The 23,355-nt window shown below is 71.1% G+C and carries 13 protein-coding genes; 9 read left to right on the plus strand and 4 right to left on the minus strand.

Annotated elements, in window-relative coordinates; all coding sequences use genetic code 11:
* Positions 1-59: 59 nt before the first annotated feature.
* From ACYVO2_RS19625 to ACYVO2_RS19635, 3 genes are read right to left on the minus strand one after another with little or no spacing between them, the layout of a single operon-like run.
* Positions 60-881, minus strand: coding sequence for a carbohydrate ABC transporter permease (locus ACYVO2_RS19625; RefSeq protein ID WP_461009186.1), 822 nt, complete (start codon positions 879-881; stop codon positions 60-62).
* Between the two features lie 29 nt (positions 882-910).
* On the minus strand, positions 911-1,873 hold the full coding sequence (locus ACYVO2_RS19630) for a carbohydrate ABC transporter permease (RefSeq protein WP_461009187.1): 963 nt from the start codon (positions 1,871-1,873) through the stop codon (positions 911-913).
* 51 nt (positions 1,874-1,924) lie between these two features.
* Positions 1,925-3,235 carry an ABC transporter substrate-binding protein gene (locus ACYVO2_RS19635; RefSeq protein ID WP_461009188.1) on the minus strand — a complete coding sequence of 437 codons (1,311 nt, stop codon included), beginning with the start codon at positions 3,233-3,235 and terminating at the stop codon, positions 1,925-1,927.
* Positions 3,236-3,511: 276 nt separating this feature from the next.
* Between ACYVO2_RS19635 and ACYVO2_RS19640 the strand changes: the two genes are divergently transcribed.
* The 9 genes from ACYVO2_RS19640 to ACYVO2_RS19680 all read left to right on the plus strand — a co-directional run bounded on the left by ACYVO2_RS19640 (position 3,512) and on the right by ACYVO2_RS19680 (position 20,582).
* Positions 3,512-4,540 (plus strand): LacI family DNA-binding transcriptional regulator, encoded by a 1,029-nt coding sequence (locus ACYVO2_RS19640; RefSeq protein ID WP_461009189.1) that lies wholly within the window; start codon positions 3,512-3,514, stop codon positions 4,538-4,540.
* A 263-nt stretch (positions 4,541-4,803) separates the two neighbouring features.
* A complete protein-coding gene (locus ACYVO2_RS19645; protein ID WP_461009248.1) occupies positions 4,804-8,076 on the plus strand; it encodes a discoidin domain-containing protein in 3,273 nt (1,090 codons plus the stop codon).
* 14 nt (positions 8,077-8,090) lie between these two features.
* Positions 8,091-9,590 carry a family 43 glycosylhydrolase gene (locus ACYVO2_RS19650; protein WP_461009190.1) on the plus strand — a complete coding sequence of 500 codons (1,500 nt, stop codon included), beginning with the start codon at positions 8,091-8,093 and terminating at the stop codon, positions 9,588-9,590.
* 341 nt (positions 9,591-9,931) lie between these two features.
* Positions 9,932-12,229 carry a polysaccharide lyase family 7 protein gene (locus tag ACYVO2_RS19655; RefSeq protein ID WP_461009191.1) on the plus strand — a complete coding sequence of 766 codons (2,298 nt, stop codon included), beginning with the start codon at positions 9,932-9,934 and terminating at the stop codon, positions 12,227-12,229.
* Between the two features lie 530 nt (positions 12,230-12,759).
* Positions 12,760-13,926: an ATP-grasp domain-containing protein gene (locus ACYVO2_RS19660; protein ID WP_461009192.1), complete on the plus strand. Its 1,167-nt coding sequence runs from the start codon at positions 12,760-12,762 to the stop codon at positions 13,924-13,926.
* A gap of 404 nt (positions 13,927-14,330) precedes the next feature.
* A complete protein-coding gene (locus ACYVO2_RS19665) occupies positions 14,331-17,111 on the plus strand; it encodes an alpha/beta fold hydrolase (RefSeq protein ID WP_461009193.1) in 2,781 nt (926 codons plus the stop codon).
* 2 nt (positions 17,112-17,113) lie between these two features.
* The gene (locus ACYVO2_RS19670; protein WP_461009194.1) at positions 17,114-18,112 is read left to right on the plus strand and encodes an NAD-dependent epimerase/dehydratase family protein; all 999 of its coding nucleotides are present in this window, start codon (positions 17,114-17,116) and stop codon (positions 18,110-18,112) included.
* A gap of 1 nt (position 18,113) precedes the next feature.
* Positions 18,114-20,081 (plus strand): pyridoxal phosphate-dependent aminotransferase, encoded by a 1,968-nt coding sequence (locus ACYVO2_RS19675; RefSeq protein WP_461009195.1) that lies wholly within the window; start codon positions 18,114-18,116, stop codon positions 20,079-20,081.
* 72 nt (positions 20,082-20,153) lie between these two features.
* Positions 20,154-20,582: a cupin domain-containing protein gene (locus tag ACYVO2_RS19680; RefSeq protein ID WP_461009196.1), complete on the plus strand. Its 429-nt coding sequence runs from the start codon at positions 20,154-20,156 to the stop codon at positions 20,580-20,582.
* 66 nt (positions 20,583-20,648) lie between these two features.
* On the opposite strand, the gene ACYVO2_RS19685 is transcribed toward ACYVO2_RS19680, so the two are convergent.
* On the minus strand, positions 20,649-22,430 hold the full coding sequence (locus tag ACYVO2_RS19685) for a carbamoyltransferase family protein (RefSeq protein ID WP_461009197.1): 1,782 nt from the start codon (positions 22,428-22,430) through the stop codon (positions 20,649-20,651).
* Between the last annotated feature and the right edge of the window lie 925 nt (positions 22,431-23,355).

Raw genomic sequence — 23,355 nt, forward strand, 5'->3', positions numbered from 1 at the left:
TCGGTTCGTCCTTCCGGTCGTCCGTCTCGGGTCGGGTGCTTCCCTTTCGGTCCGGTGCCTCAGCCCTTGAGCGCCCCCGACATGAAGCCCCGCACGTAGTGCCGTTGCAGCAGCAGGAAGACGAGGAGGCAGGGCACGGCGAGGACCACCACGCCCGCCTCGGTGGCGCCGTAGTCGACGGCGCCCATGCTCTGCTGCCGCAGGTTGGCGACGGCCAGCGGCAGGGGCGCCTTCTCGCTGTCGGAGATGAGGATCAGCGGCGCGATGAAGTCGTTCCACGCCGCGAGGAACGCGAAGAGCCCCACGGTGATCAGCCCCGGCCGCACCGCCGGGAGGAGCACCCGGCGCAGCGCGCCGGCCGTGCCGCAGCCGTCGACCAGCGCCGACTCCTCCAGTTCGCGCGGGACCGCCTCGAAGGAGATCCGCATCATGAAGGTGGCGAACGGCAGTTGGAACATGGCCAGCACCAGGCTCAGCCCGACCAGCGAGTTCTCCAGGTGCAGCTCGCCGAGCAGCACGTAGAGCGGGATGAGCAGCGTGGCGTACGGGACCATGAGGATGGCCAGCGTCAGCAGGAACAGCGCGTTCTTGCCGGGGAAGTCGAAGCGGGCGAAGGCGTAGCCGCCGAGCAGCGACACCCCGAGGGTCAGGGCGACGGTGAGCGAGGAGACGACGGTGCTGTTGAGGAGGTACCGCCACAGGCCCGCGTCGTACTCCAGCAGCGTCCGGTAGTTGCCGAGGCCGTAGCCGGACTCCTGGGCCGTGCCGGGCTGGGCGCTGACCGACGCCCAGGCGTTCCACAGCAGGGGGAACAGGAAGATGACGGCCAGTCCTCCGGCGACGACGTAGTACGGCGTGCGGCCGAGGGCGCGGGTGAGCACCGTGGGGTCCCTTCTGCGACAGGGGCGGGTCATGACTCGTCGGCGCGGCGCAGGCCGATGAACTGGAGGAGGTTGAGCAGCAGCAGCGCGCCGAGCACGAGGATCGACAGGGCCGCCGCGGTGCCGAGGTCCAAGCGCTGGAACGCCTCGCGGTAGATCAACTGCACGACGGTGACGGTGCTGTTGTCCGGTCCGCCCTTGGTGAGGACGAAGAACTGGTCGAACGCGAGCAGCGAGCCGGTCACGCACAGCAGCAGGCACAGGGCGAGGGACGGGCGCAGCAGCGGCAGCGTGATGGAGCGGAAGACCTGGCCGCGGCCGGCGCCGTCCATGCGCGCCGCCTCGTACACCTCGTGGGGGATGCGCTGGAGGCCCACGAGCAGGATCAGCATGTAGAAGCCGGCGAACTTCCAAACGACGAGGAGGACCGTCGAGATCAGGGCGGAGTTCGGGGTGCCGAGGAAGGAGACCGGGCCGTCGGCGAGGCCGAGTCTCTCCAGGGCGTCGCCGAGCGGTCCCGTGGTGGGGCTGTACAGGCCCCAGAACAGCAGGGAGGCGGAGGCCAGCCCCAGGGCGCCGGGCAGGAAGTAGACGGTGCGGAAGAAGCCCGCGCCGGGGCGGGACTCCTGCACCAGCAGGGCGAGGAGGAGCGCGAGGCCGAGGAGGACGACCGTGACGATCACGGTGTACACCAGGGTGAAGCGGACGGCGGGCCAGAACAGGTGGCTGCGGGTGGCGTCGGTGTAGTTCTCGGGGGCGTTGCCGCCCTGGTCGCCGGCGAGCAGTGGCCAGTCGCTGAGCGACATCCGCCCGACGAGCAGCAGCGGCAGCAGGAAGAAGACCGCGACGAACACGGCCGTGGGGGCCGCGTAGCCGAGTCCTTGGACTTTGCGGGACCGCCACAGGGGGGTCGCCGCACGGGGCCGGCGGGCCGGGCGCCGCGGCGGGGCCCGGTGCTCGGCGGCCGCCCGGTCGGGCGCCTTCACCTGCATGGCTCTCCTTAGCCGTGGGAGGTGGCAGGGGGTCGCGGGGGTCCGGGCCGGTCAGTCGGCCAGCGAGTCGCTGACCGCCTCGTTGTGCTTCTCGACGGAGGCGCCGTCGCCGAAGACGGCGTCGCGCATCAGGGCCAGCCACGGCCCGTTGGGGTCGTTGAAGGTCTGGCCGAACTTCGGCGCGTACGGCGTGCGGCCGTGCGCCACGAGCCGGTTGATGGTGACCAGCCGCGGGTCCGCCTCGGAGTGCCTGTTGGCCGCCAGGTCGGTGCGGGCGACCACGTCCTTGTGCGCCGCGACCACCTCCACCTGCGCCTCCTCGCTCAGGGACCAGGCGAGGAAGTGCCACGCCTGGTCGGCGGAGTCGCTGGTGGCGGAGATGCCGATGGCGTCGCCGCCGACGAAGGTGGACTCGCCGCCGTCGGGGCCGGGGATGGGCGCGACGCCGAGGTCGAGGTCCTTCGGCATCAGGCCCAGGGTGGTGGACGGCATGGGCATCACGCCGACCTTGCCCTTGGGGAAGACCCCGGTCCAGGTGGTGCCGGTCTCGTCGCGGGCGCCGGGGGCCACGATGCCGTCGCGCACCCAGCCCCGGTAGGTCGCGTAGACCCGCTTGGCGGTGTCGGAGGCGAGGAGCGCCTCGGTTCCCTCCTCGTCGAGCACCTCCTCGCCGGCGGCCCAGATGGACGGCCACCAGGTGAAGACGCCGCAGCCGCCGCAGTTGCCGCCGAAGAAGGTGCCGTCTACGCCTCCGCCGAGCGCGTCCACGGCGCGTGCGTGCCGGTCCCACTCGCGCAGGCTGGTGGGCGGCTTCGCGGGGTCGAGCTTCGCCCGCTCGTACAGCTCCTTGTTGTAGAAGAGCACCGACAGGTCCAGGGTGTGCGGCACCACGTACTTCCTGCCCTCGTGGGTGCCGGCCTCGATGTGCGACCGGGCCAGGTGCTCGGCGAAGGGCAGGGCCCGGACGCGTTCGGTGAGGTCGGCGAAGAGCCGGTTGGCGGTGTAGTTCGGGACGAACACCACGTCGGAGGCGAACAGGTCGGGCAGGTCGCGGGACCCGGCGGCGGCACCGACCTTGGCCTGGTAGTCGTCGGTGGGGACGACGGTGAGTTCGATCCTGTTCCTGTGGCGCGCGTTGTACGCCTCGACCAGCGCCTCGCTCTGCGGCCGGGTCGCCGCGCGCGTCCACATGGTCAGCGTGGTGCCGTCGTCGACGCCCCGCACGTCCCCCGTCCCGCCTCCCCCGCCGTCCGGGCCGTCCCCCGATCCGCACGCCGTGACCAGGCCGGCGGCGGTGAGCAGCGCGATGGCACCGGTGACGAGACGGCGTAGGTGTCCGCGCGGTCCGGCCGTGCGCCCCATGGCGATCCCCCTCGAGTGGCGGCGGGCCGCGGGCGGGCCGGCCGGTCGGGACATGGATGTGGTGGCGCTGAACTCGTCGGAAACGGACCGAAAACCCTTTCAGCAAGCTAGAACCCGCCCCATCGCCCGTCAATCCCCCTGTCCTGGCCGGGAGTCGACGACCGCACCGAAATCCGGGAGGAGGCATCGGGTGCCTTGGACCGAAACCACTCGCGTACGGTTTTACGCGCAACGTGCCCGCCGCCCCGGCACGCGCCGCGAGACAGGAGAACTCCCATGGCACAGGCCGCCGGCCCCTCTCGTCCGCATCCCGCCACGCTCAGCGACGTCGCCCGGCTGGCGGGGGTGTCCATCGCCACCGCCTCCAAGGCCCTCAACGGCCGCAGCCAGGTGCGCGCCGAGACCCGGCAGCGGGTGATCGAGGCGGCCGAGCGGCTGTCGTTCCGGCCGAACCAGTTGGCCCGCGGCCTGCTCGCCGGGCGGACCGGCACCGTCGGCCTGCTCACCAGCGACCTGGAGGGCCGGTTCAGCATCCCGATTCTCATGGGCGCGGAGGACGCGTTCGGGGCGGGCGAGGTCGCGGTCTTCCTCTGCGACGCCCGCGGCGACGCGATCCGCGAGCAGCACCACGTCCGCGCGCTGCTCGGGCGCCGGGTGGACGGCCTGATCGTGGTGGGCAGCCGGACCGACCCGCGCCCGTCCCTGGGCCGCGAGCTGCCCGTGCCCGTGGTGTACGCGTACGCGCCGTCGGAGGACCCGGCGGACCTGTCCATCGTCCCCGACAACGTCGACGCCGGCCGGATCGCGGTGGAGCACCTGCTCGCCTGCGGCCGCACCCGGATCGCGCACATCACCGGCGACCCCGGGTACCTCGCGGCGCGGGACCGGGCGCAGGGGGCGGCGGCGGCCCTCGCCGACGCCGGGCTGGCCCTGGTCGGCGAGCCGCGGTTCGGGGCGTGGTCGGAGGGCTGGGGGCGGGCGGCCACGGCGCTGCTGCTGGACCGGCACCCAGAGCTGGACGCCGTCCTGTGCGGCAGCGATCAGATCGCCCGCGGCGTCATGGACGTGCTGCGCGAGCGCGGCCACCGGGTGCCGGAGGACGTGGCGGTCATGGGCTTCGACAACTGGCAGGTCCTCACCTCCGCCTCCCGCCCGCCGCTGACCAGCGTGGACATGAATCTGGAGCAGGTCGGCCGGGCGGCCGCGCGCGCCCTGTTCACCGCGATCGCCGGGGTGCGGCGCTCGGGAGTGGAGGCCGTGCGCTGCCGGGTGGTGATCAGGGGCTCGACGGCGCCGCTGTCCTGAACCCCGCGGCCGGCGCCACCGGGCCGCACCCGCCTCCCTTGACACCACACCACCTCGCTCCTACGTTGCGAAAACCTTTCAGGTCCTTTTCGCACTCCCCGGGCCGTGATCACCGGCCCCCATCGTGAGCGATCGCTCGTCGTCAACGGGACAGGGAGCATCCGATGAGAAGACGAAGGACGGCGGCCCCGGGCGGGGCCCTGCCCATCCCCACCGACCGGAGCGCCACCCGAGGACGCCGAGGAGCGGCGGGCCCGGCGACGATGAGGCGGCTCTCCGTCGCGCTGGCGCTCACCGCCTGCTCCGTCGTCGCCGCGCCGCCCGCCCACGGCGCCCAGACCATCGGGTTCCCGACCTTCACCGGCCCGGCGGTACCGGCCCCGCCCGTCGCCCACACCCCGGGCGACATGATGCGGGCCATCCACGACGCGGAGAGCTCGGGCACCGACTTCTGGATGGACCGCCTGCTGGCCCGCTCCGGCAACGACCCGGCCGGTCCGTGGCTGATGAGCCGCGGGCGGGCGCTGTTCATGAAGGAGCACGACCCGTCCCGGCTCGGGTTCGGCGGCAAGGTCGCCTACTGGGAGAGCATCGACGACAACCACGCCTACACCGTCGCGATCACCCCCGGCACCTTCACCGAGCAGGTGTCCCAGCGCAGGCAGGCGCCCAGCCACTGGAAGAGCGTGCACACCGGCGGCTCGGTCACGGTCGAGCAGACCAAGTTCATCACCGAGCACAACGTCGCCGTGACCAACCTGTCGATCAGGAACAGCGGCACCGGCTCGGCCACCCTGCGGCTGCGGGCCACCTCGCCGTACGCCGCGACGGGCAGCGGCAGCGAGCTGACCGGGCAGGTGAGCGCCCGCAACAACCTCACCACCATCCGCCCGCGGCTCACCGGCGACGGCTTCACCGCCTCCGGCGGCGGCCTCGACCGGACCGTGACGGTCGCGGCCGGGGCCACCGTGACCGCCAAGGTGGTGATGGGCTTCGTCACCGACGAGATCCCCGAGTCCCTCACGGAGTACCGCGCCTACGCGGGCCACTCCCCCGCGACCGCCTTCGCCACCCACGTCAGGGCCTACAACCTGTGGTGGGCGCAGAACGTGCCCTACATCGACGTGCCCGACCCCGCGATCAAGAAGAGCATCTACTACCGCTGGTGGCTGATGCGCTTCAACCACCTGGACGCCGACATCCCCGGGCAGACGTTCCAGTTCCCCACCTCCACCGAGGGCGTCCTCGGCTACAACAACGCGATCGCGCTGACCCAGCCCATGCACATCGACGACCTGAAGTACCTGCGCACCCCCGTCCAGGCGTACGGGAACTGGCTGAGCGTCGGGCAGGTCTCCAAGGGCGGCCGCTTCCTGGACAACCCGGGTGACCCGGAGAACTGGTCCAACAGCTATACCCAGTACATCGCCGAGGCGGCGTGGAGGAGCTATCAGATCCACGGCGGCCAGCCCGCCATCGCCCGCAGCCTCGCCCACTACGCGGAGGGCGACGTCAAGGGGCAGCTCGCCCACTACGACCGCGACGGCAACAAGCTCATCGAGTACGACTGGGGCGCGCTGACGGGCAACGACGCCGACGCGGTCTCCTTCCACTGGAAGCCCGGCGCCATGGACCGCGCCGAGTCCGCCTACCAGTACAGCGGCGCGCTCGCCGCCGCACAGGCGTACGAGACGGTCGGCGACACGGCCAAGGCCGCGGAGATGCGCACGCTGGCGGCGCAGATCAAGGACGCCATCACGAGCGTGCTGTGGAACCCCGACCGCCGATTGTTCGAGCACCGGCTGAAGTCCACCAACGAGTGGGTGCCCTGGAAGGAGATCAACAACTACTACCCGTTCGCGGTCGGAGCCGTCCCCGACACCGCGACGTACCGGCAGGCCCTGCGGCTGTTCAACGACCCGGCGCAGTACCCCGTGTTCCCCTTCTACACCGCCAACCAGGTCGACAAGAAGGCGGCCGCCGACGCCGGGAACCCCGGCTCGAACAACTTCTCCACCATCAACTCCACCGTGCAGTTCCGGCTGTACTCCTCGGTGCTGCGCAACTACCCCAACTCCTGGATGACCGCCACCGACTACAAGAAGCTGCTCTACTGGAACGCCTGGGCGCAGTACATCGGCGGCAACACCCAGTGGCCCGACGCCAACGAGTTCTGGGCCGACTGGAACGGCAGCACGATCGGCTACCGCTCCTGGATCCACCACAACATCCTGGGCAGCAGCAACTGGACGGTCATCGAGGACGTCGCCGGGCTGCGGCCGCGCAACGACGCGAAGGTCGAGCTGTCGCCGATCGACATCGGCTGGAGCCACTTCACCGTCAACAACCTGCGTTACCGCAACGCCGACCTGTCCATCGTCTGGGACGACCCCGCCGACGGCGTGGTGCGCTACCCCGGCATCCCGCAGGGCTACTCGATCTACGTCAACGGCGACCGGGCCGCCACCGTCGGCTCGCTGGTGCCCTTCACCTGGGATCCGGCCACCGGCGAGGTCACCACCAGCGGCACGGTCACCCACCGCACCGCCGTCCCCGGGCTCCGGGCCCCCGGCCAGGTCGTCCACACCGGCACCCGGATGGTGGACATGCTCGCCAAGGCGGGTGTCGACCTCACCGCGGACCTGCCCGACCTGGCCTCCGGGGCGACCGCCTCCGCCTCCCACACCGGCTCCGGCAGCCGCGTCTCCGGCGCGGTCGACGGATTCCCCACCAATGAGCCGTTCTGGGGTTCCGGCGGCTCCTCGGCCGCCCAGGACTGGTACGAGCTGGACCTCGGCGCGGCCCGCACATTCGACGAGGTGCGCCTGCACTTCAAGGACAGCCGCCCGGCGAGCTCCGCCTACCGGGCCCCGTCCGCGTACGCCGTCCAGTACCACGACGGCAGTGCCTGGGTGAACGTACCCGGCCAGACCAAGAGCCCGGCCGTGCCACGGGCCAACTACAACCTGGTGCGGTTCCCGGCCGTCAGCGCCCAGCGCGTACGGGTCCTGGCCACCCACGCCGCCGGGGCCAGGACGGGCCTGACCGAGATCAAGGTCCACCACCGGGGCGGCACCCCGCCACCGGCCAACCTGGCCGCGTCGGCGACCCCGTCCGCGTCGTACACCTCCCCCTGGGAGAGCGTGACCGCGGTCAACGACGGGATCGACCCGCCGTCGTCCGGCGACACCGTCAACCCGCGCTGGGGCACCTGGCCCGAGAGCGGGCAGCAGTGGGCCGAGCTGACCTGGCCGTCGACCCGGACCGTCGACAGGGCCGAGGTGTACTTCTTCGACGACGACCAGGGCATCGACCTGCCCGCCTCGTGGAAGCTCCAGTACTGGAACGGCACCGCCTACGCCGACGTGCCCGGCGCCGGCGCATACCCCCTGGCGAAGGACCGGTACAACAGCGTCGCGTTCACCGCCACGGCGACCACGCGGCTGCGGGTGCTGCTCACCGGCAGCGGCACGAACTCCGTCGGCCTGCTCGAAGCGAAGGTGTACGGCCCCTCGTCTCCCTCCTCCCGCCCATGAAGGATGTGCCCGCGGTGAACCGTTCCCGATGTCCGGCCGTGTTCCTGGCCGTCCTCACCATGGTGGTCGCCTTCCTGGCAGCGCCGCCGCCCGCCGCCGGTGCCGCCGCCGCGGCGTTCACGTCCACGGCGGTGAACCAGCACGGCGGCAACTGCCTGGACCTCCCGGGCGGCTCGTCGACCGCCGGGACACGGCTCCGCGCCTTCACCTGCGAGGCGGGCGCGCACCAGAGCTTCGGCTTCTCCCCGGTCTCCGGGACGGCCGACACCTACACGATCAGCACCCGGTCCGGCCAGTGCGTCGACGTCAACGGCGCGTCCACCGCGGACGACGCCGCCATCGTCCAGTGGCCCTGCCACGACGGGGCGAACCAGCGGTGGCGGCTGGTGCCCGCGCAGGTCGGCGGCACCGACAGGACGTACAACCTGGTCTCCGTGAGCTCGGGCAAGTGCGTCACGCCGAGCGGCGGCTCGGCGGCCTCCGGCACCGGCCTGGTGCAGTTGCCGTGCGGCACCGCGAACGGTGGGGTGTGGCGGCTGCCCGGCTCCACCGGCGGCGGCACCGGCGGCACCTTCAGCAATCCGCTCGTCCAGCGCGGGCCCGACCCCTGGCTCACCCACCACGACGGGTACTACTACCTCGCCACCACGACCTGGAACTCGACGATCACCATGCGCAAGGCCACCACGCTGGCCGGGCTGAAGACGGCCCCGGAGACAGTGGTGTTCAACCTCACCCGGCCCAACGGGGCGGGCACGATGTGGGCCCCCGAGTTCCACTTCCTCGACGGCCCCAACGGCAAGCGGTGGTACTTCTACTACACGGCCGGGCGGGAGCCGTTCGACCTGGGCACCCAGCGGATCCACGTCCTGGAGAGCGCGGGCCAGGACCCGATGGGGCCCTACACCTTCAAGGCCGACCTGCTCGACCCCACCCAGGACAACACCTGGGAGCTGGACCCGGGCATACTCCGGTTGAACGGCAAGCTGTACCTCCTCGGCACCTACTACAACGGCTCGCAGCCCATGTTCATCCGGCCGCTGTCCAACCCGTGGACGGCCAGTGGCACCCGCCGGGTGCTGTCCACCCCCACCTACGACTGGGAGACGGTGGGCGGCGCGGTCAACGAGGGCGCCGAGGTCCTCCAGCGCGACGGCAGGACGTTCATCGTCTACTCCGCCAGCCACTGCTCCACCCCCGACTACAAGCTGGGCATGCTCACCCACAACGGCGGCGACCCGCTCAGCTCCTCCTCCTGGGTCAAGTCACCGAACCCGGTCTTCCAGAGGTCCAACGCCAACGGCGTGTACGGCCCTGGCCACAACGGCTTCTTCAAGTCACCCGACGGCACCGAGGACTGGATCGTCTACCACGCCAACAGCTCCGCGAGCGGCGGCTGCGACATGAACCGCAGCACCCGAGCGCAGAAGTTCACCTGGAACGCCGACGGCACGCCGAACTTCGGCACCCCGGTGGCGCTCGGCACCACCCTGCCCGCACCGTCCGGGGAGTAGCCGCTCGCCCGGTCCGCCGCCCCGGCATCGGCCGGCGTCAGCGGGGCATTCGCCGCGATGCCCCGCTGACGCCTCGCCGCGCTCCTCGGGTCGTTCGGGGTGCGGGGCGCGGACGTTCGGCCGGCCCCGCCGTCCTACCGTCTGCCTTACGGGACCCCTCCCAACGTCTCCCCTCTACGGTCGCGCCTGATGACACCTCACGGCCCCGGGAGGCTGCATCGTCCGGGGCCGAGGAGGAGAACGCCAACAAGGAGGACGACCCCGTGCGGCACACCCTGTCAAACCCTCACCCAGCCCACAGACACAGGCAACTGCCCCTGGCGGTCGCCGTCCTCGTGACGGTGATAGCAGCACTCCTCGCCACCCCCCACACCGCCCAGGCCGCCAGCGTGGAGATCACCCCCTCCGCCACCGCCGTCACCGCCAGCACCCACGACGGCAACCTGCCCGCCAACACGGTGGACAACGACCACACCACCCGCTGGTCCGGCAAAGGCGACGGCGCCTGGCTGCAACTGGACCTCGGCACCACCAAGACCGTCAGCCACGTGAAACTCGCCGTCCACCAAGGCACCACACGCCAAAACATCTTCGAGATCCAGTACTGGAACGGCAGCACGTGGGTCACCACCCACAACGGCCGCACCAGCGGCACCACCACCAGCCTGGAAACATTCACCTTCACCCCCGTCCAGACCACCAAGATCCGCTACCTCGGCCACGGCTACACCGCCCCCACCGGCACCGGCGACTGGAACAGCCTCACCGAGGTCGAAATCTGGAGCGGCGACGGCGACGGGAGCACCCCGACACCCGGAACCCCCGTGAAGGTGCCGGTCGGCGGCACCGCCGTCACCGCCAGCACCCACGACGGCAACGTGCCCGCCAACGCCGTGGACAACGACCACACCACCCGCTGGTCCGGCAAGGGCGACGGCGCCTGGCTGCAACTCGACCTCGGCACGGCCACCACGGTCAGCCACGTGAAACTCGCCGTCCACCAGGGCACCACACGGCAGAACGTGTTCGAGATCCAGTACTGGAACGGCAGCACGTGGGTCACCGCCCACAACGGCCGCACCAGCGGCACCACCACCAGCCTGGAGACGTTCAGCTTCACCCCGGTCCAGACCACCAAGATCCGCTACCTCGGCCACGGCTACACCGCCTCCACCGGCACCGGCGACTGGAACAGCCTCACCGAGGTCGAGATCTGGACCGGCGACCCGGGCAACGGCGGCGGCGGTGAGGCGAAGGTCCCCGCGGATGTGCTCAACCTGACCAACTGGAAGCAGACGCTGCCCATCGGCCCGTCGGAGAGCCCCACCGAGATCAAGCAGCCGCAGCTCGACAGCTACTCCCACGACCCCTACTTCAAGGTCACCTCCACCGGTGACGCCGTGCAGTTCCGCGCCCCGGTCAAAGGCGTCACCACCAGCGGCTCGAGCTACCCGCGCTCGGAGCTGCGGGAGATGACCAACGGCGGCACGACCAACGCCGCCTGGTCCACGACGTCCGGCACCCACACCATGACGGTCCGCGAGGCGTTCACCCACCTGCCCAACAACAAGCCGCAGGTCGTCGGCGCCCAGATCCACGGCGGCGACGACGACGTCACCGCCCTGCGCCTGGACGGCACCAACCTCTACATCACCAACGGCGACGACTCCCGTTACCACCTGGTCACCAGCAACTACCAGCTCGGCACGGTGTTCGAGGTCAAGTACGTGGTGAAGGACGGCAGGATCTCCGTCTACTACAACGGCAGCCTGCGGACGACGCTCTCCCACTCCGACTCCACCAACTACTTCAAGGCCGGCGCCTACACGCAGGCCAACTGCACCAACTCCTCCCCGTGCAGCACCGACAACTACGGCGAGGTGAGGATCCACGCGCTGAGCGTCACGCACGACGACGGGCAGGCGTCCGACGAGACGCAGGCCGCCGTGCGGTACGGCTGGGGCACACCGCAGCCGATCTCCGACGAGTTCGACTACACCGGCCCGGTCGACCCCGAGAAGTGGGCGGTGCCCTCCGGTGAGGTCGGCGGCACGGCGGGATGCTGGGAGGGGCACGCCGGCAACGGCCGCCGGTGCGCGAAGAACAGCACCGTCGCGAACGGCATGCTCACCATGCTCGGCGAGGCGAACGGCGACTCGGGCTGGCTGCGGCAGAAGCTCGACATCCAGTACGGCCGGTGGGAGATACGGTCCCGCTCGCGGAACATCGGATCGAGCGGCGGGCTCTACCACCCGCTGCACCTGATCTGGCCCACCGCGGGCAACCGGCTCGAGAACGGCGAGTACGACTGGGTGGAGTACTCGAACCCCGACGCGCAGTGCCTGACGGCGTTCCTGCACTACCCGCAGAGCCCGTCGGACGAGAAGGAGCGCCGCGACCTCTGCCCGATGGACATGACGCAGTGGCACAACTTCGCGTTCGAGTGGACCTCGCAGGCGCTGGTCGGCTACGTCGACGGTGTCGAATGGTTCCGGCTGTCGGGCGGCGCCAACGCCGACCGCGGCAACATCCAGGCGATGCCCTCGGGGCATCTCAACATCCAGCTCGACAACTTCACCGGCGACGGCGGCCTGCGCCCCGCGGTGTTCGAGGTCGACTGGGTCAGGTTCTACAAGTGAGGCATCGCTGAATCCGTGCGACGGCGGCCGGGCACAGGCCGTCGGCGCGGCGCCGGGACGGCCCGCCGGTTCTCCGGCGGGCCGTCCCCCGTGTCCGGACCGTCCAGCCCGGCCCCATTTTCCTTGTGTGGCGCCACATGGGACTTGTTTGCCCGTACCGGCCGAATCGTAGTGTCTGGGCGGGACGCGGCATGCCGAATGTACCCCGATGAGCGGGAATGTCGCGGGCCATTCCATGCCCGTCCACACTAAATCTCAACCTGTGATACATGTCATATCCCGCCGGCAGATGATCATGCCTTTGGATATCCACATCCCCGTGGCGCGTGTGGCACGATGCCACCGTGCCGGCCTCGAACGAAGGAACTGACCGCAAGACCGCCGACGCGGGTCCCGCCACGCCGAGATTCGATCTCTCCGGAAATCGCTTATCCGGCCCGCGGACCCACTGATCACGCGATTCAATCGGGCGGCAAAACAGCGGACGACTTCCTGGAAGTCCTGGTCGGCTGTAAAACGGGGAGACAGAAATGCCGACGATGATTGTCATCGGATACAGGGAAGACCTGGACCGGGCTTTGCGACGCCGAAGCCTGGATCCTTTCTATGTCGTACAGACGTCGATGGGCTCGCCGGGGGGTCGGCGCTGCACTCACGTATCCGACGTCGAGAACGCCCAGGAGATACTGCGCGCCGTGCTCTCCGCGGAGATCGGAGATGCCGCGGGGGCGCTCTCCGTCCATGAGATGGGCGTGTTCGGGGCTGCCTATCTGCGGCAACAGCTCAGCCTTCCCGGGAACGCGGACCCGAAGACGGCGCTGTATTTCCGCGACAAGTACCTCCAGAAGAGCGGGTTGCCGGCCGACGTCAAGCGGGCGCGCTGCCGGTATGTGACCGGGGGCACGCCGTTCACGGAACTCGCCGACGAGCTCGGGAACGTCTTCGTCGTCAAACCCGCCACCGGGGCCGGCGCCCTGCGCACGAGCATCGTCCGCTCGCCGGAGGAATACGCCCGTGCCCTTGAGCTCTTCCCGGGCCGGTCGGACGTCGAGATCGTCGCCGAGTCCTTCATAGACGCCTCGGAAGTCTACATCGACGGTGTCTGGGTGAACGGCGACCTGAAATGGTCGTCCATGAGCCGCAACCACATCTCGCCGCTCAGGGCCGTACAGGGCGGCGTCCTGGCCGCGCACGTGCTGGACAGAAAGCGGCACTCGGCGATGTTCCAGCAGGCCGAGACCCTCGCCCGGCAGGCGCTCACCAGCCTCGGCGCGCCCGACTGCGTATTCCATCTGGAAGCGTTCACGGAAGAGCCGGGACTGACTTTCGGCGAGTGCGCCATCCGCCTCCCCGGCGCACTCTCCCCCCAGGTCAACAAACTGACGTACGGCGTCGATCTCCTCGACGTCGAAATCAGCCTCGCGCTCGGCAAGGAAGCGGACCGGCACGTCAGCGGCGGAACGCCGGACCGCTTCCACGGATACATACTCCTGCGCCGCCCCCGCAGCGGGAAGCTGACCCAGCAGGACTTCGAGCGCAACTTCGCCTTCGACGCCATCGAGTACGACTCGTCCCCCGACGCTCCGACCGGACCGTACGGCCGCGTGGGCACGGCGATCGTGTCCGACGAGGACGAGCTGAAGTTGCAGGCCACGATCGAGGACATCGTGCGCTTCAACGAGACCGGCGGCGGCTAGCGGGCGCAGCCCCGCGTTCGGCGGGGAAACACGGCGGTACGCGTCCCACCCGTGGCCGGCCCCATCGGCGGCGCTCGCCGTGGCCCGCGTGCCCGCGCCGTGGCCGGTGACGGCGCCGAGCGGGGCGGCCTGCCCGCGGCGCCGGACCGGTCCGGACCGGTCGTGGCGGCCGTCCGCGCCGCGTGCCCCCTCCCGCCTTCCCGCCCTTCCCGCGCGCCGCCGTCGAACCACCGTGCGCGCGTGCTCACGGCCGTGCGCCGTCATCCGTCCTCAGCATCAATGAAACGGTTCAAGAAGAAGTCTCGGGGCGAGCTCCGCCAACCGCCCGTCGCCGTCCAACCGGTGACGGGAGCTCAGCACCGCCGTCCCGGTGCTTCTTCTTCCGATCGGAGGTCTTCACCACCATGCCGGACCAACGTCAGGCTTCGACGCTCCCGCAGTTGCTCGCGCTCGCGGCTCGCGACACGTCCCGGGGCGTCACATTCGTCGGCGGATCGTTCCTGTCGTACGCCGAGTTGCTGGAGAGCGGCCGCCGGACATCGCACGGCCTGCGCGCCCACGGCACCGCCCCGGGCGACCGGGTGCTCATCGCCGTCAGCGACCCCGAGGCGTTCTTCCCCGCCTTCTGGGGATGCGTGCTGACCGGTGCCGTGCCGTGCCCGGTCGCGCCGCCGGCCGACCCCTCCCGGTGGCGGGCGCAACTGGAGCACCTGCGCACGCTCCTGGGGGACCCGCTGGTGCTCGTCTCCAAGGCGGCCCCCACCGACCTGCCCGACATCGGGCTGCGGACCGTGACGGTCGAGGAGTTGAACCACGCCTCGGCCGGGACCGACCGGTTCCACGAGCCCGCCCCGGACGACCTGGCCCTGCTGATGCTCACCTCCGGGTCCACCGGGTCGAGCAAGGCGGTCAGGCTCACCCACGCCAATCTGCTGGCGGCACAGGCCGGGAAGGCGGGGGCGCTGGAGCTGGGGCCCGAGGACACCTCGCTGAACTGGATCTCGGCCGATCACATCGCCGCGTTCGAGGCGCACCTGCTGCCGATGTTCAACGGCGCCGACCAGGTCATGACCACCCCGGCCACCGTGCTGGCGGACCCCGTGGAGTTCCTCAGGCTGATCGCGGCCCACCGGGTGAGGGTGACGTTCACGCCCAACTTCCTGTTCGGGCAGATCAACCAGGCGCTCGCGCAGCGGCCTGTCCCGCCCGGGGAGATCGACCTGTCACAGGTGCGGTACATCATCTCCGGCGGCGAGGCCACCGTGACCGCGACCGTGCGGGCGTTCCTGGACACGCTGTCCCGCCACGGGCTGCGCCGGGACGTGATCGTGCCCGCGTTCGGGATGACCGAGACGTGCGCGGGCAGCGTGTTCAACCGGGACTTCGCCGCCCGCGACCTGGAGACGGAGTTCCCGCCGCTGGGCCGCCCGGTGCGGGGGCTGCGGATCCGCATCACCGGCGGCGACGGCACGGTGCTGGCCTCCACCGACGAGCCGGGGGTGGCCGAGGCGGGCGAGGTGCAGTTGCACGGCCCGATGGTCACCGCCGGGTACTTCGGCAACGACCAGGCCACCGAGCAGGCGTTCACGCCGGACGGCTGGTTCCGCACCGGCGACCTCGGTCACCTGGACGCCGAGGGCCGGTTGATGCTGGTCGGCCGCACCAAGGACTCCATCATCGTCAATGGCGTCAACTACTACAGCCACGACCTGGAAGCGGCCCTGGACGAGCTGGACGGGGTCAGGCGCGGCCAGATCGCGGCCTTCCCGATCCGTCCCGACGGGGCCGACTCCGAGCAGCTCGCCGTCGCGTTCGTCCCGGCGGGCGATCCCGCCGACGACACGGCCGTGTACCGGACGATCGTGGCGATCCGCAGCTCCACGGTGATGCACTGGGGGTTCCGCCCCCAGTTGATCCTCCCCGTCACCGAGGCGCAGATCCCCCGCGGCAACCTCGGCAAGGTCCAGCGGTCCCGGCTGCGCGCGGCCGTCGAGGCCGGGGAGCTGGACCAGGCGGCGCGCCGGTCGGAGGAGGTGACGACCCGGTTCCTCGGCGGCTGGGTGCCGCCCGAGGGGGACGTCGAGACCACGCTCGCCGGGATCTACGCCCGGGTGCTGAACACCGAGAAGGTGCCGGCGACCGCCAGCTTCTTCGACCTGGGCGGGACCTCGCTCGACGTGCTGCGGCTCAAGCTGGAGATCCAGACCGGGTTCGGCATCGACGACGTGCCGATGTCCACGCTGCTCCAGGCCCCGACCGTGCGCGCGCTGGCCGGCCGCCTCACCGCCGGGCAGGGCGCCGGCGGGGACGCCGCCTACGATCCGCTGGTGCCGCTCCAGGTCACCGGGGAGGGGACGCCGCTGTTCTGCGTCCACCCCGGCCTCGGCGAGGTGCTGGTGTTCGTCAACCTCGCCAAGTACTTCACCGGCGAGCGGCCGTTCCACGCGCTGCGGGCACGCGGCTTCGGGGAGGGCGAGACCCACTTCGGGTCGTTCGACGAGATGGTCTCCACCTATGTGGCGGCGATCCGCCGGGTGCAGCCCAGCGGGCCGTACGCCGTCGCGGGGTACTCCTACGGCGGGGCGGTGGCGTTCGAGATCGCCAAGCGGCTGGAGGCCGAGGGCGACGAGGTCGGGTTCGTGGGCGTCTTCAACCTGCCCCCGCGGATCTCCGGCCGCATGAACGAGATCACCTTCACCGACGGCGCGATCAACCTGGCCCTGTTCCTCGAGTTGATCAGCGCCGCCGACATCGAGGAGCTGACCGCCGAGCTCCGCCCGCTGCCCGAGGCCGAGCAACTGGCCCGCCTGATCGATCAGGCACCGAAGCGGCGCCTGACCGAGCTGGACCTCACCGTCGAGCGGTTCACCGCCTGGGTGCACCTGGCGCAGAACATGGTGCACCTGGGCCGCGACTACGAACCGTCGGGGTCGGTCGAGCGGGTGCGGGTGTTCTACTGCACCCCGCTGCGCGGCACCAAGCAGGAGTGGCTGGACAACCAACTGCGCGACTGGGACGAGTTCACCCGCCGCCCCAACACCTACATCGAGGTCGAAGGGGAGCACTACACCCTGATGAGCCCGCAGCACGTGCACACGTTCCAGGCCACGCTGCGGCAGGAGCTGGCCCGCGCGCTCGGCCCGGGGCCGGCCGGGACCACCGCTGACACGACCGGGAGCCGCTGATCATGCAAGGCAGGAAGATTCTCGTCACCGGCGGGACCGGCCAGGTCGCCAGGCCCGTCGCCGAGGCGCTGGCCCGCGGGAACGAGGTGTGGTGCCTGGGCAGGTTCGGCGACGCGGACGCCCGCAAGGCCCTCGAGGCGGCGGGCGCCCGCACCGTCACCTGGGACATGGCCACCGATGACCTTCAGGGGCTGCCGCGCGACTTCACCCATGTGCTGCACTCGGCGGTGCACCGGGGCGACGGCCGGGACTTCGAGGAGGCCGCCCGCGTCAACGCCGCCGGGACCGCGCGGCTGATGGCGCACTGCTCCGCCGCCGAGGCGTTCCTGTACGTCTCGTCCGGGGTGGTCTACAACCGGGCCGACCGCACGCACCGGTACCGGGTGGGCGATCCGCTGGGCGCGGTGGCGCCGTGGCTGCCGACGTACCCCGTCGCCAAGCTCTCCGCCGAAGGGGTGGTGCGGGGCCTGGCCGAGGCGCTCTCGCTGCCCGCGGTGATAGCCCGGCTCAACATCGCCTACGGCCCGTACGGCCACGGCGGCGTGCCGATGATCCTGTTCGAGGAGATGCGCAGGGGACAGCCGTGCGCCGTGCCCCGCGAGGGGCAGAACCACTGCAACCTGCTGCACACCGACGACGTCGTCCGCCAGGTGCCGCTGCTGTGGGCAGCGGCGCGGACGCCCGCGCTGGTGGTGAACTGGGGCGGTGACGAGGAGGTCGGCGTCACCGACCTGCTGGAGTACATGTCGGCGCTCACCGGAGTGCCGGTCCGCCTGGAGCGCAGCGACTACAGCCGGGAGACGGCGATCTTCGACCACGACGCCCGCCGCGCCCTGATCGGCGACTGCACCGTGGACTGGCGGACCGGCATCGCCCGGACCCTGGCCGAGCTGTACGAGGAGTACCGCGAGCGCATCGAGGCGTACACCGAGGCGCACGGGGCCGATCCGGGCCCGCCGGACGCGAACCTCGACACCGCCACCGACACCGGAAGGGGCTGACATGCGCAGGCCCGCGGACATCGACGCGCTCCGGCACGTGCTGTGCGCCGCCCTCGGCTCCCCCGAACCGGTGTGCTCCCTGGCCGGGCTGGACCGGGACGCCGACGCGTTCGCCGCCCTCGCCCCCGCCGTGCTCGGGCGCCCCACCCTGGTCGGCGGGGCGGCCCTGTACGGCCCGACCAGCCCCGCCCCCACCGCGCAGGCCCTGGCCGAGCTGGCCCGCCGCGCCGAGGCGCTGGACGTGCCGCAGCTCCTGGTGCCCGGCGTGCGCCGCACCGACGACACCCGCGCGCTGCGGGCGGCCGGCCTGGTCCCGATCGCCGCCGGCGACGAGTGCGTCGTCCGGCTGAACGGGGAGGTGGACGACGTCCTGCGCACCCGTGTCGGCTCCGGCCGGCTGCGCGATCTGCGGCGCCGGCACCGCGCCGCCTCCCGCGACGTCACCTGGGAGCGGATCCGTCTGAGCGAGCTGGAGCGCAGGCCCTGGGCGCGCGAGGCGTTCGCGGACCTGCACCGGCGCCGCGCGGAGCGCCGAGGCGGCCGCCGCAACCCCTACCCCGTCGAGGCCCTCGACGCGCTGGCGGCCGGCCCGCTGGCGGACCGCACCGAGATGTTCGCGCGCCGCCGGGGGGACGCCGTCGTCCAGGTCGGGCTCACCACCAGGTCCCACAACGGCCGGGGGCTCTACCTCCTGACGCAGGCCGTCGACCACGACGATCCCGTGGCCCGGCGCGACCTGCACCTGGCGAGCCTGTACCGGCTGTACCTCGACGCCCGGCGCTCCGGCCTGGAGTGGGTCCACCTCGGGCGGGGGGACGCCGACCGGGCGCGCCGCCTCGGAGCCGACCTGTTCGTCCCCCTCGACCACTGGCTGCTCGCCGACGGCCTCGCCGCCCAGGAGCCGGCGGAGGAGGAGCCGGCGCTGTCGGAGTTCGCGGCTCCGCCCGTCACGACGGTGCCGGTCCCGGGCCCGGCCCGGTTCCGCAGCCGGCCGCGGTTCGACATGGTTGACCTGTCCGGCAACACCAACCCGTTCGTGGGCGCCGGAAGCCAGTACCCGCACCTCGACACGGCGGAGCTCGCCAGGACGTATCTGGCCGCGATCGCCGGGCTGCCCGGTCACGACGGCGTCGAGGCGCTGGGCCCGGACAATCTGCTGTTCACCAGCGGGGCGGTCGACGGGGTGGCGCTGCTCCTCGCGGCGCTGGCGTCGCCCGGCGAGCCCGTCTGCGTCACGCCGCCCACCTTCGAGCTCTACGGCCACTTCGCCCGCCTGCTGCGGCTGCCCGTCGTCGAGGTGCCGCTGCGCGGCGAGGACCTGTCCGAGCTCGACGTCGAGCGGATCCTGGCGGCCGACCCGCGGGTGACCGTGCTGTGCGACCCGAGCAACCCCGTCGGGACCAGGCTCGATCCGGCGCAGGTGCACGCCCTGGTGACCCGCACCCGCGGGCTGGTGGTGATCGACGAGGCCTATGTCGAGTTCAGCGAGGGCCCCTCGTACGCAGGGCTGATCGGGCAGTACGACAACCTCATCGTGCTCAGGACGATGTCGAAGGCGTGGGGGCTGGCCAGTGCCCGCTGCGGGATCGCCCTGGCCCGGCCCGGCGTCGTGGACGCGCTGCGGCGGGTGCAGGTGCCGTTCGGGTTCACCGACGCGTCGCAGCGCGCCGTGCGGGAGCGGCTGACCGCCTCCCGGCGGGTGCTCGCCGCCATCCGGCTCATCCGCGAGGAGCGCGAGCGGATGGCCGCGGCGTTGGCCGATCACCCCGCGGTGGACCGGGTGTTCCCCTCGGAGACCAACTTCCTGCTGGTCAGGCTGCACAAGCACGAGCGCGTCATGGACCACCTCCGTGGTGCGGGGATCATGGTCGCCGACACCGGGCAGCTCGTCCCCGCCACCTGCCGCGTCTCCATCGGCGACCGGCGCGCGAACAGCGCCCTGCTCGACGCGCTCTCCTCCGCCCTGTGAGCCGGACCTGGCAGCCGCCGAATTCCGCCGGAACACCCGCCGGAACACATCAAGACCGAAAGGACCCGGTTCGTGGGTGCTGATTTCCGATCCGATCTCCTCCTGGCGTCCACGGTGGTCGCCGAGGCATTCGCCCGCTGGAGTCCCCCGCTGCGGAAGGAATTCGACGACAACGCCGGCAACGGCCGGATCGGCCACACGCTGGTGAAGGAGGACGATTCCCTGCGAATCTGGGAGACCGATCTCCGGCCGGGCGAGCGCATTCCCGTCCACCGGCACGTTCTCGACTACACCTGGATAGCCCTGACGGACGGCCGGGCCCGCCAGCACTGCGGTGACGGAACCACCCGGGAGATCTCCTTTCTCCGCGGGCAGTCCCGCCATTTCCGTTTCACCGAGGGGCGGTACCACCTCCACGACCTGAAGAACATCGGCGACGAAGTCCTGTCGTTCCTGACCGTGGAGATGAAACTGGAGGCGAACGAGCCCATTCGGCTCTGACCGGAAAAGGGCCGTCCCCGTTGCGGAGTGTCGGCCGCAGGGCGCGTGCGCCCTGCGGCCGACGGCTCAGCGGTCCTTCTTGGTGACCACGAACCTGTCGATCACCAGGTGGTCGATCTCGGTGGCGAGGAAGCACTCCAGCGCGTCCCGCGGCGAGCACACGATGGGCTCACCGGCCACGTTGAACGAGGTGTTGAGCAGGCACGGCACGTCCGTCCGCGCGGTGAAGGCGCGCAGCAGCCGCGCGAGCGCGGGGTTCTGCCGCTCGTCGACCGTCTGGACCCGCGCCGTGCCGTCCACGTGGCACGCGCCGGGGATCCGCTCCCGGTACTCCTCCCGCACCGGGAAAACGAAGGTCATGTAGGGGGACGAGGTCTTCTTGCCCATCTCGAAGACGCGCGGAGCCTCCGATTCGAGGACGACGGGCGCGAACGGGCGGAAGGGCTCCCGGTGCTTCACCCGGAGGTTGATGATGTCCTTGATGTCGGGGAACGCCGGGTTGGCGAGGATGCTGCGGTTCCCCAGGGCGCGCGGCCCGAACTCGGTACGGCCCTGGAACCAGCCCACGACGTTCTTCCCGGCCAGCAGCTCCGCCGTCCTGTCGGCGACCGAGGCGGCGTCGGGCTCCTCCTGCCACTCGACGCGGTCCGCGTACTCCTCCAGCACCTGAAGGACCTGCCCCTCGTCGTACGAGGGCCCCAGGTAGGGGGTGGTGACCGCGTCGGCGGGACGGTTGCGCAGGCCGGCGGTGTACACGGCGGCGCCGATGGCGACACCCGGGTCGCTGGCCCCGAAGCTGACCTCCATGCCGGTGAACGACGACCGCTGGAGCATCTTGGTGTTGGCGACGCAGTTGAGCGCCAGCCCGCCCTCGAAGAGCAGGGTGTCCAGGCTCGACGCCGCGGTCAGCGCCCGCATCTGGTGGGCGGTGACGGCCTCGACCATGTGCTGCGCCAGTCCGGCGACCTTGACCCGGAAGTCGAACTCCTCCCGCTTCCCGCTGTCGCCGTCGAACAGCTCGTCGAACAGGGCGTAGTAGGCGTCCCGGTCCGCGGGGACGGAGAGGGTGTACGAGCCGTTCTCGTGCAGCCGCACGACGCGCTCCAGCAGGGGGTTGTGCCGCGGCGGCGCGCTGTAGGCGGCCAGGCCCATCACCTTGTACTCGTCGTTGTTGGGCACGAACCCCAGGTAGCGGGTGATCCTCCCGTAGACCACGCCCAGCGAACCGGCCATGGGGACGGCGCTCTCGTCGAACAGGTGGACAACGCCGTTCCGCAGCTCCCCCATCACCGCGGAGAGGGTCTCCGCCCGGCCGTCACTGACCAGGAAGGCCGCGTCGCCACCGCCGGCCAGGTAGGCCCCGCACATCAGATGCGCCAGGTGGTGGGGCACCAGGGCGAGCTTGTTGGGATCCAGCTCGTGGCCGGTGCGCTCGACGAAGTCGCCGTGCACCGCCTCACGGCTGAGCATGCCGGTGTAGAGCTCGCCGAGGCGGCGCAGGGCGTCGAACTTCGCCGGGACCGGCATGTCGCTGTCGCATATCTGCGAAATCATCTCCTCGGCCACGGTCGGCGAGAAGCGCCAGGGAAAAGCGAAGACGTCCACCTGGTCGAGGTCGACGCCGGCGAAGTCCAGGCACCATTTGATCGCGTTCGCCGGGAAATCGGAAGTCTTCTTGACCCGGCTCAGCCGCTCCTCCTCGACGGCCGCGACCAACTCGCCGTCGATCACGAGAGCCGCCGCGGCGTCGTGACCCACGAGGAGATTTCGCCCGACACCAGTCGCTCCGTACAGACGCCCGAAAAGCTCCGCACCCCTGGTGAATCCGTTGTAACCGAGCACAATCACTGGACCTCAGCCTCCCGAGAAGGACATCAGCGGCGGAGGAACAGGCTACTCGTCATATCAGCATTCGGTCACTGCCTTGTGGATCACGTTTTGCGGTGTGGGCAAAGGGGAGGAACGGCGTACGCGCCTCGCCCTGGCGTTTGGCGATGCCGGCCTGCGGGCGCGGGAGGCGGCGCTTCGTGGCCCCGCGTGTCCTTCCGCCTCGGGCCCGTGATGCACGCGGCGCCGCATCGCGCGCCGCGGCCCCGGCCCCGGCCCCGGCCCCGGCCCAAACGTGAGGCACCGAGGGCGCCCGCTCTCGCGGATCCTGATTCCGCGGTGCGCGGCGCTCGTCCGCTTCTCCGCTTCCTCAGTACGTCCTCGGTGTCACTACCCAGGTAAGCACACCACGCCACGAAAGAAAAGAGGCAAAAGGGAATTTTTACCCTCCTGGGCGCCGCGGCCCCGTGTCCGGAGCCGAAAGGCGGCCGCGCAGTCCGGAGCGGTCCGCGCGCAGTGGGGCGGAGGGCGGCCACCAGCGCCTCCGCACCCGAAACGCGCGGCGTCGGCCAACCCCTCTCCGGCCCGCGCCCAAGCAGGCCGGAGACCTGCGCCTGCGAGGATCTCATGCACCGGACGATGTCCGGGTCCAAGATCTAGCGTTTGGACGTTTCCGCAGGTCAGAGGCCTGATGACTGCCTCCAGGTAAGCAAATGGTCAGCATCGGGCCGGACGCTGTCCGGCTTGCCGACGTGCACCTGCGGCAGGGATCGGCCGCCCCGCCCGGAGCCCTGCCCGGAAGGCTCGATCCGTGGCTCGACAGCTCGCCCGTGGAGTGGACGTTCTTCAAGGAGAGTGGCTGCCGCGGCAGCGCAACCGGTCACCGGTCGCCTTCGCCGGGGGCGGCTGATGGCCACGATCTGCATGGATGTGGTGAGTCCCGCGG

Source organism: Streptomyces capparidis (genome assembly GCF_054782095.1).

Excerpts from the sequence above, each read along its gene's own strand:
- ACYVO2_RS19675 (WP_461009195.1), top strand. The coding sequence starts at position 18,114 with ATGCGCAGGCCCGCGGACATCGACGCGCTCCGGCACGTGCTGTGCGCC.
- ACYVO2_RS19660 (WP_461009192.1), top strand. The coding sequence starts at position 12,760 with ATGCCGACGATGATTGTCATCGGATACAGGGAAGACCTGGACCGGGCT.
- ACYVO2_RS19635 (WP_461009188.1), bottom strand. The coding sequence starts at position 3,235 with ATGGGGCGCACGGCCGGACCGCGCGGACACCTACGCCGTCTCGTCACC.
- ACYVO2_RS19670 (WP_461009194.1), top strand. The coding sequence starts at position 17,114 with ATGCAAGGCAGGAAGATTCTCGTCACCGGCGGGACCGGCCAGGTCGCC.
- ACYVO2_RS19630 (WP_461009187.1), bottom strand. The coding sequence starts at position 1,873 with ATGCAGGTGAAGGCGCCCGACCGGGCGGCCGCCGAGCACCGGGCCCCG.
- ACYVO2_RS19640 (WP_461009189.1), top strand. The coding sequence starts at position 3,512 with ATGGCACAGGCCGCCGGCCCCTCTCGTCCGCATCCCGCCACGCTCAGC.
- ACYVO2_RS19645 (WP_461009248.1), top strand. The coding sequence starts at position 4,804 with ATGAGGCGGCTCTCCGTCGCGCTGGCGCTCACCGCCTGCTCCGTCGTC.
- ACYVO2_RS19665 (WP_461009193.1), top strand. The coding sequence starts at position 14,331 with ATGCCGGACCAACGTCAGGCTTCGACGCTCCCGCAGTTGCTCGCGCTC.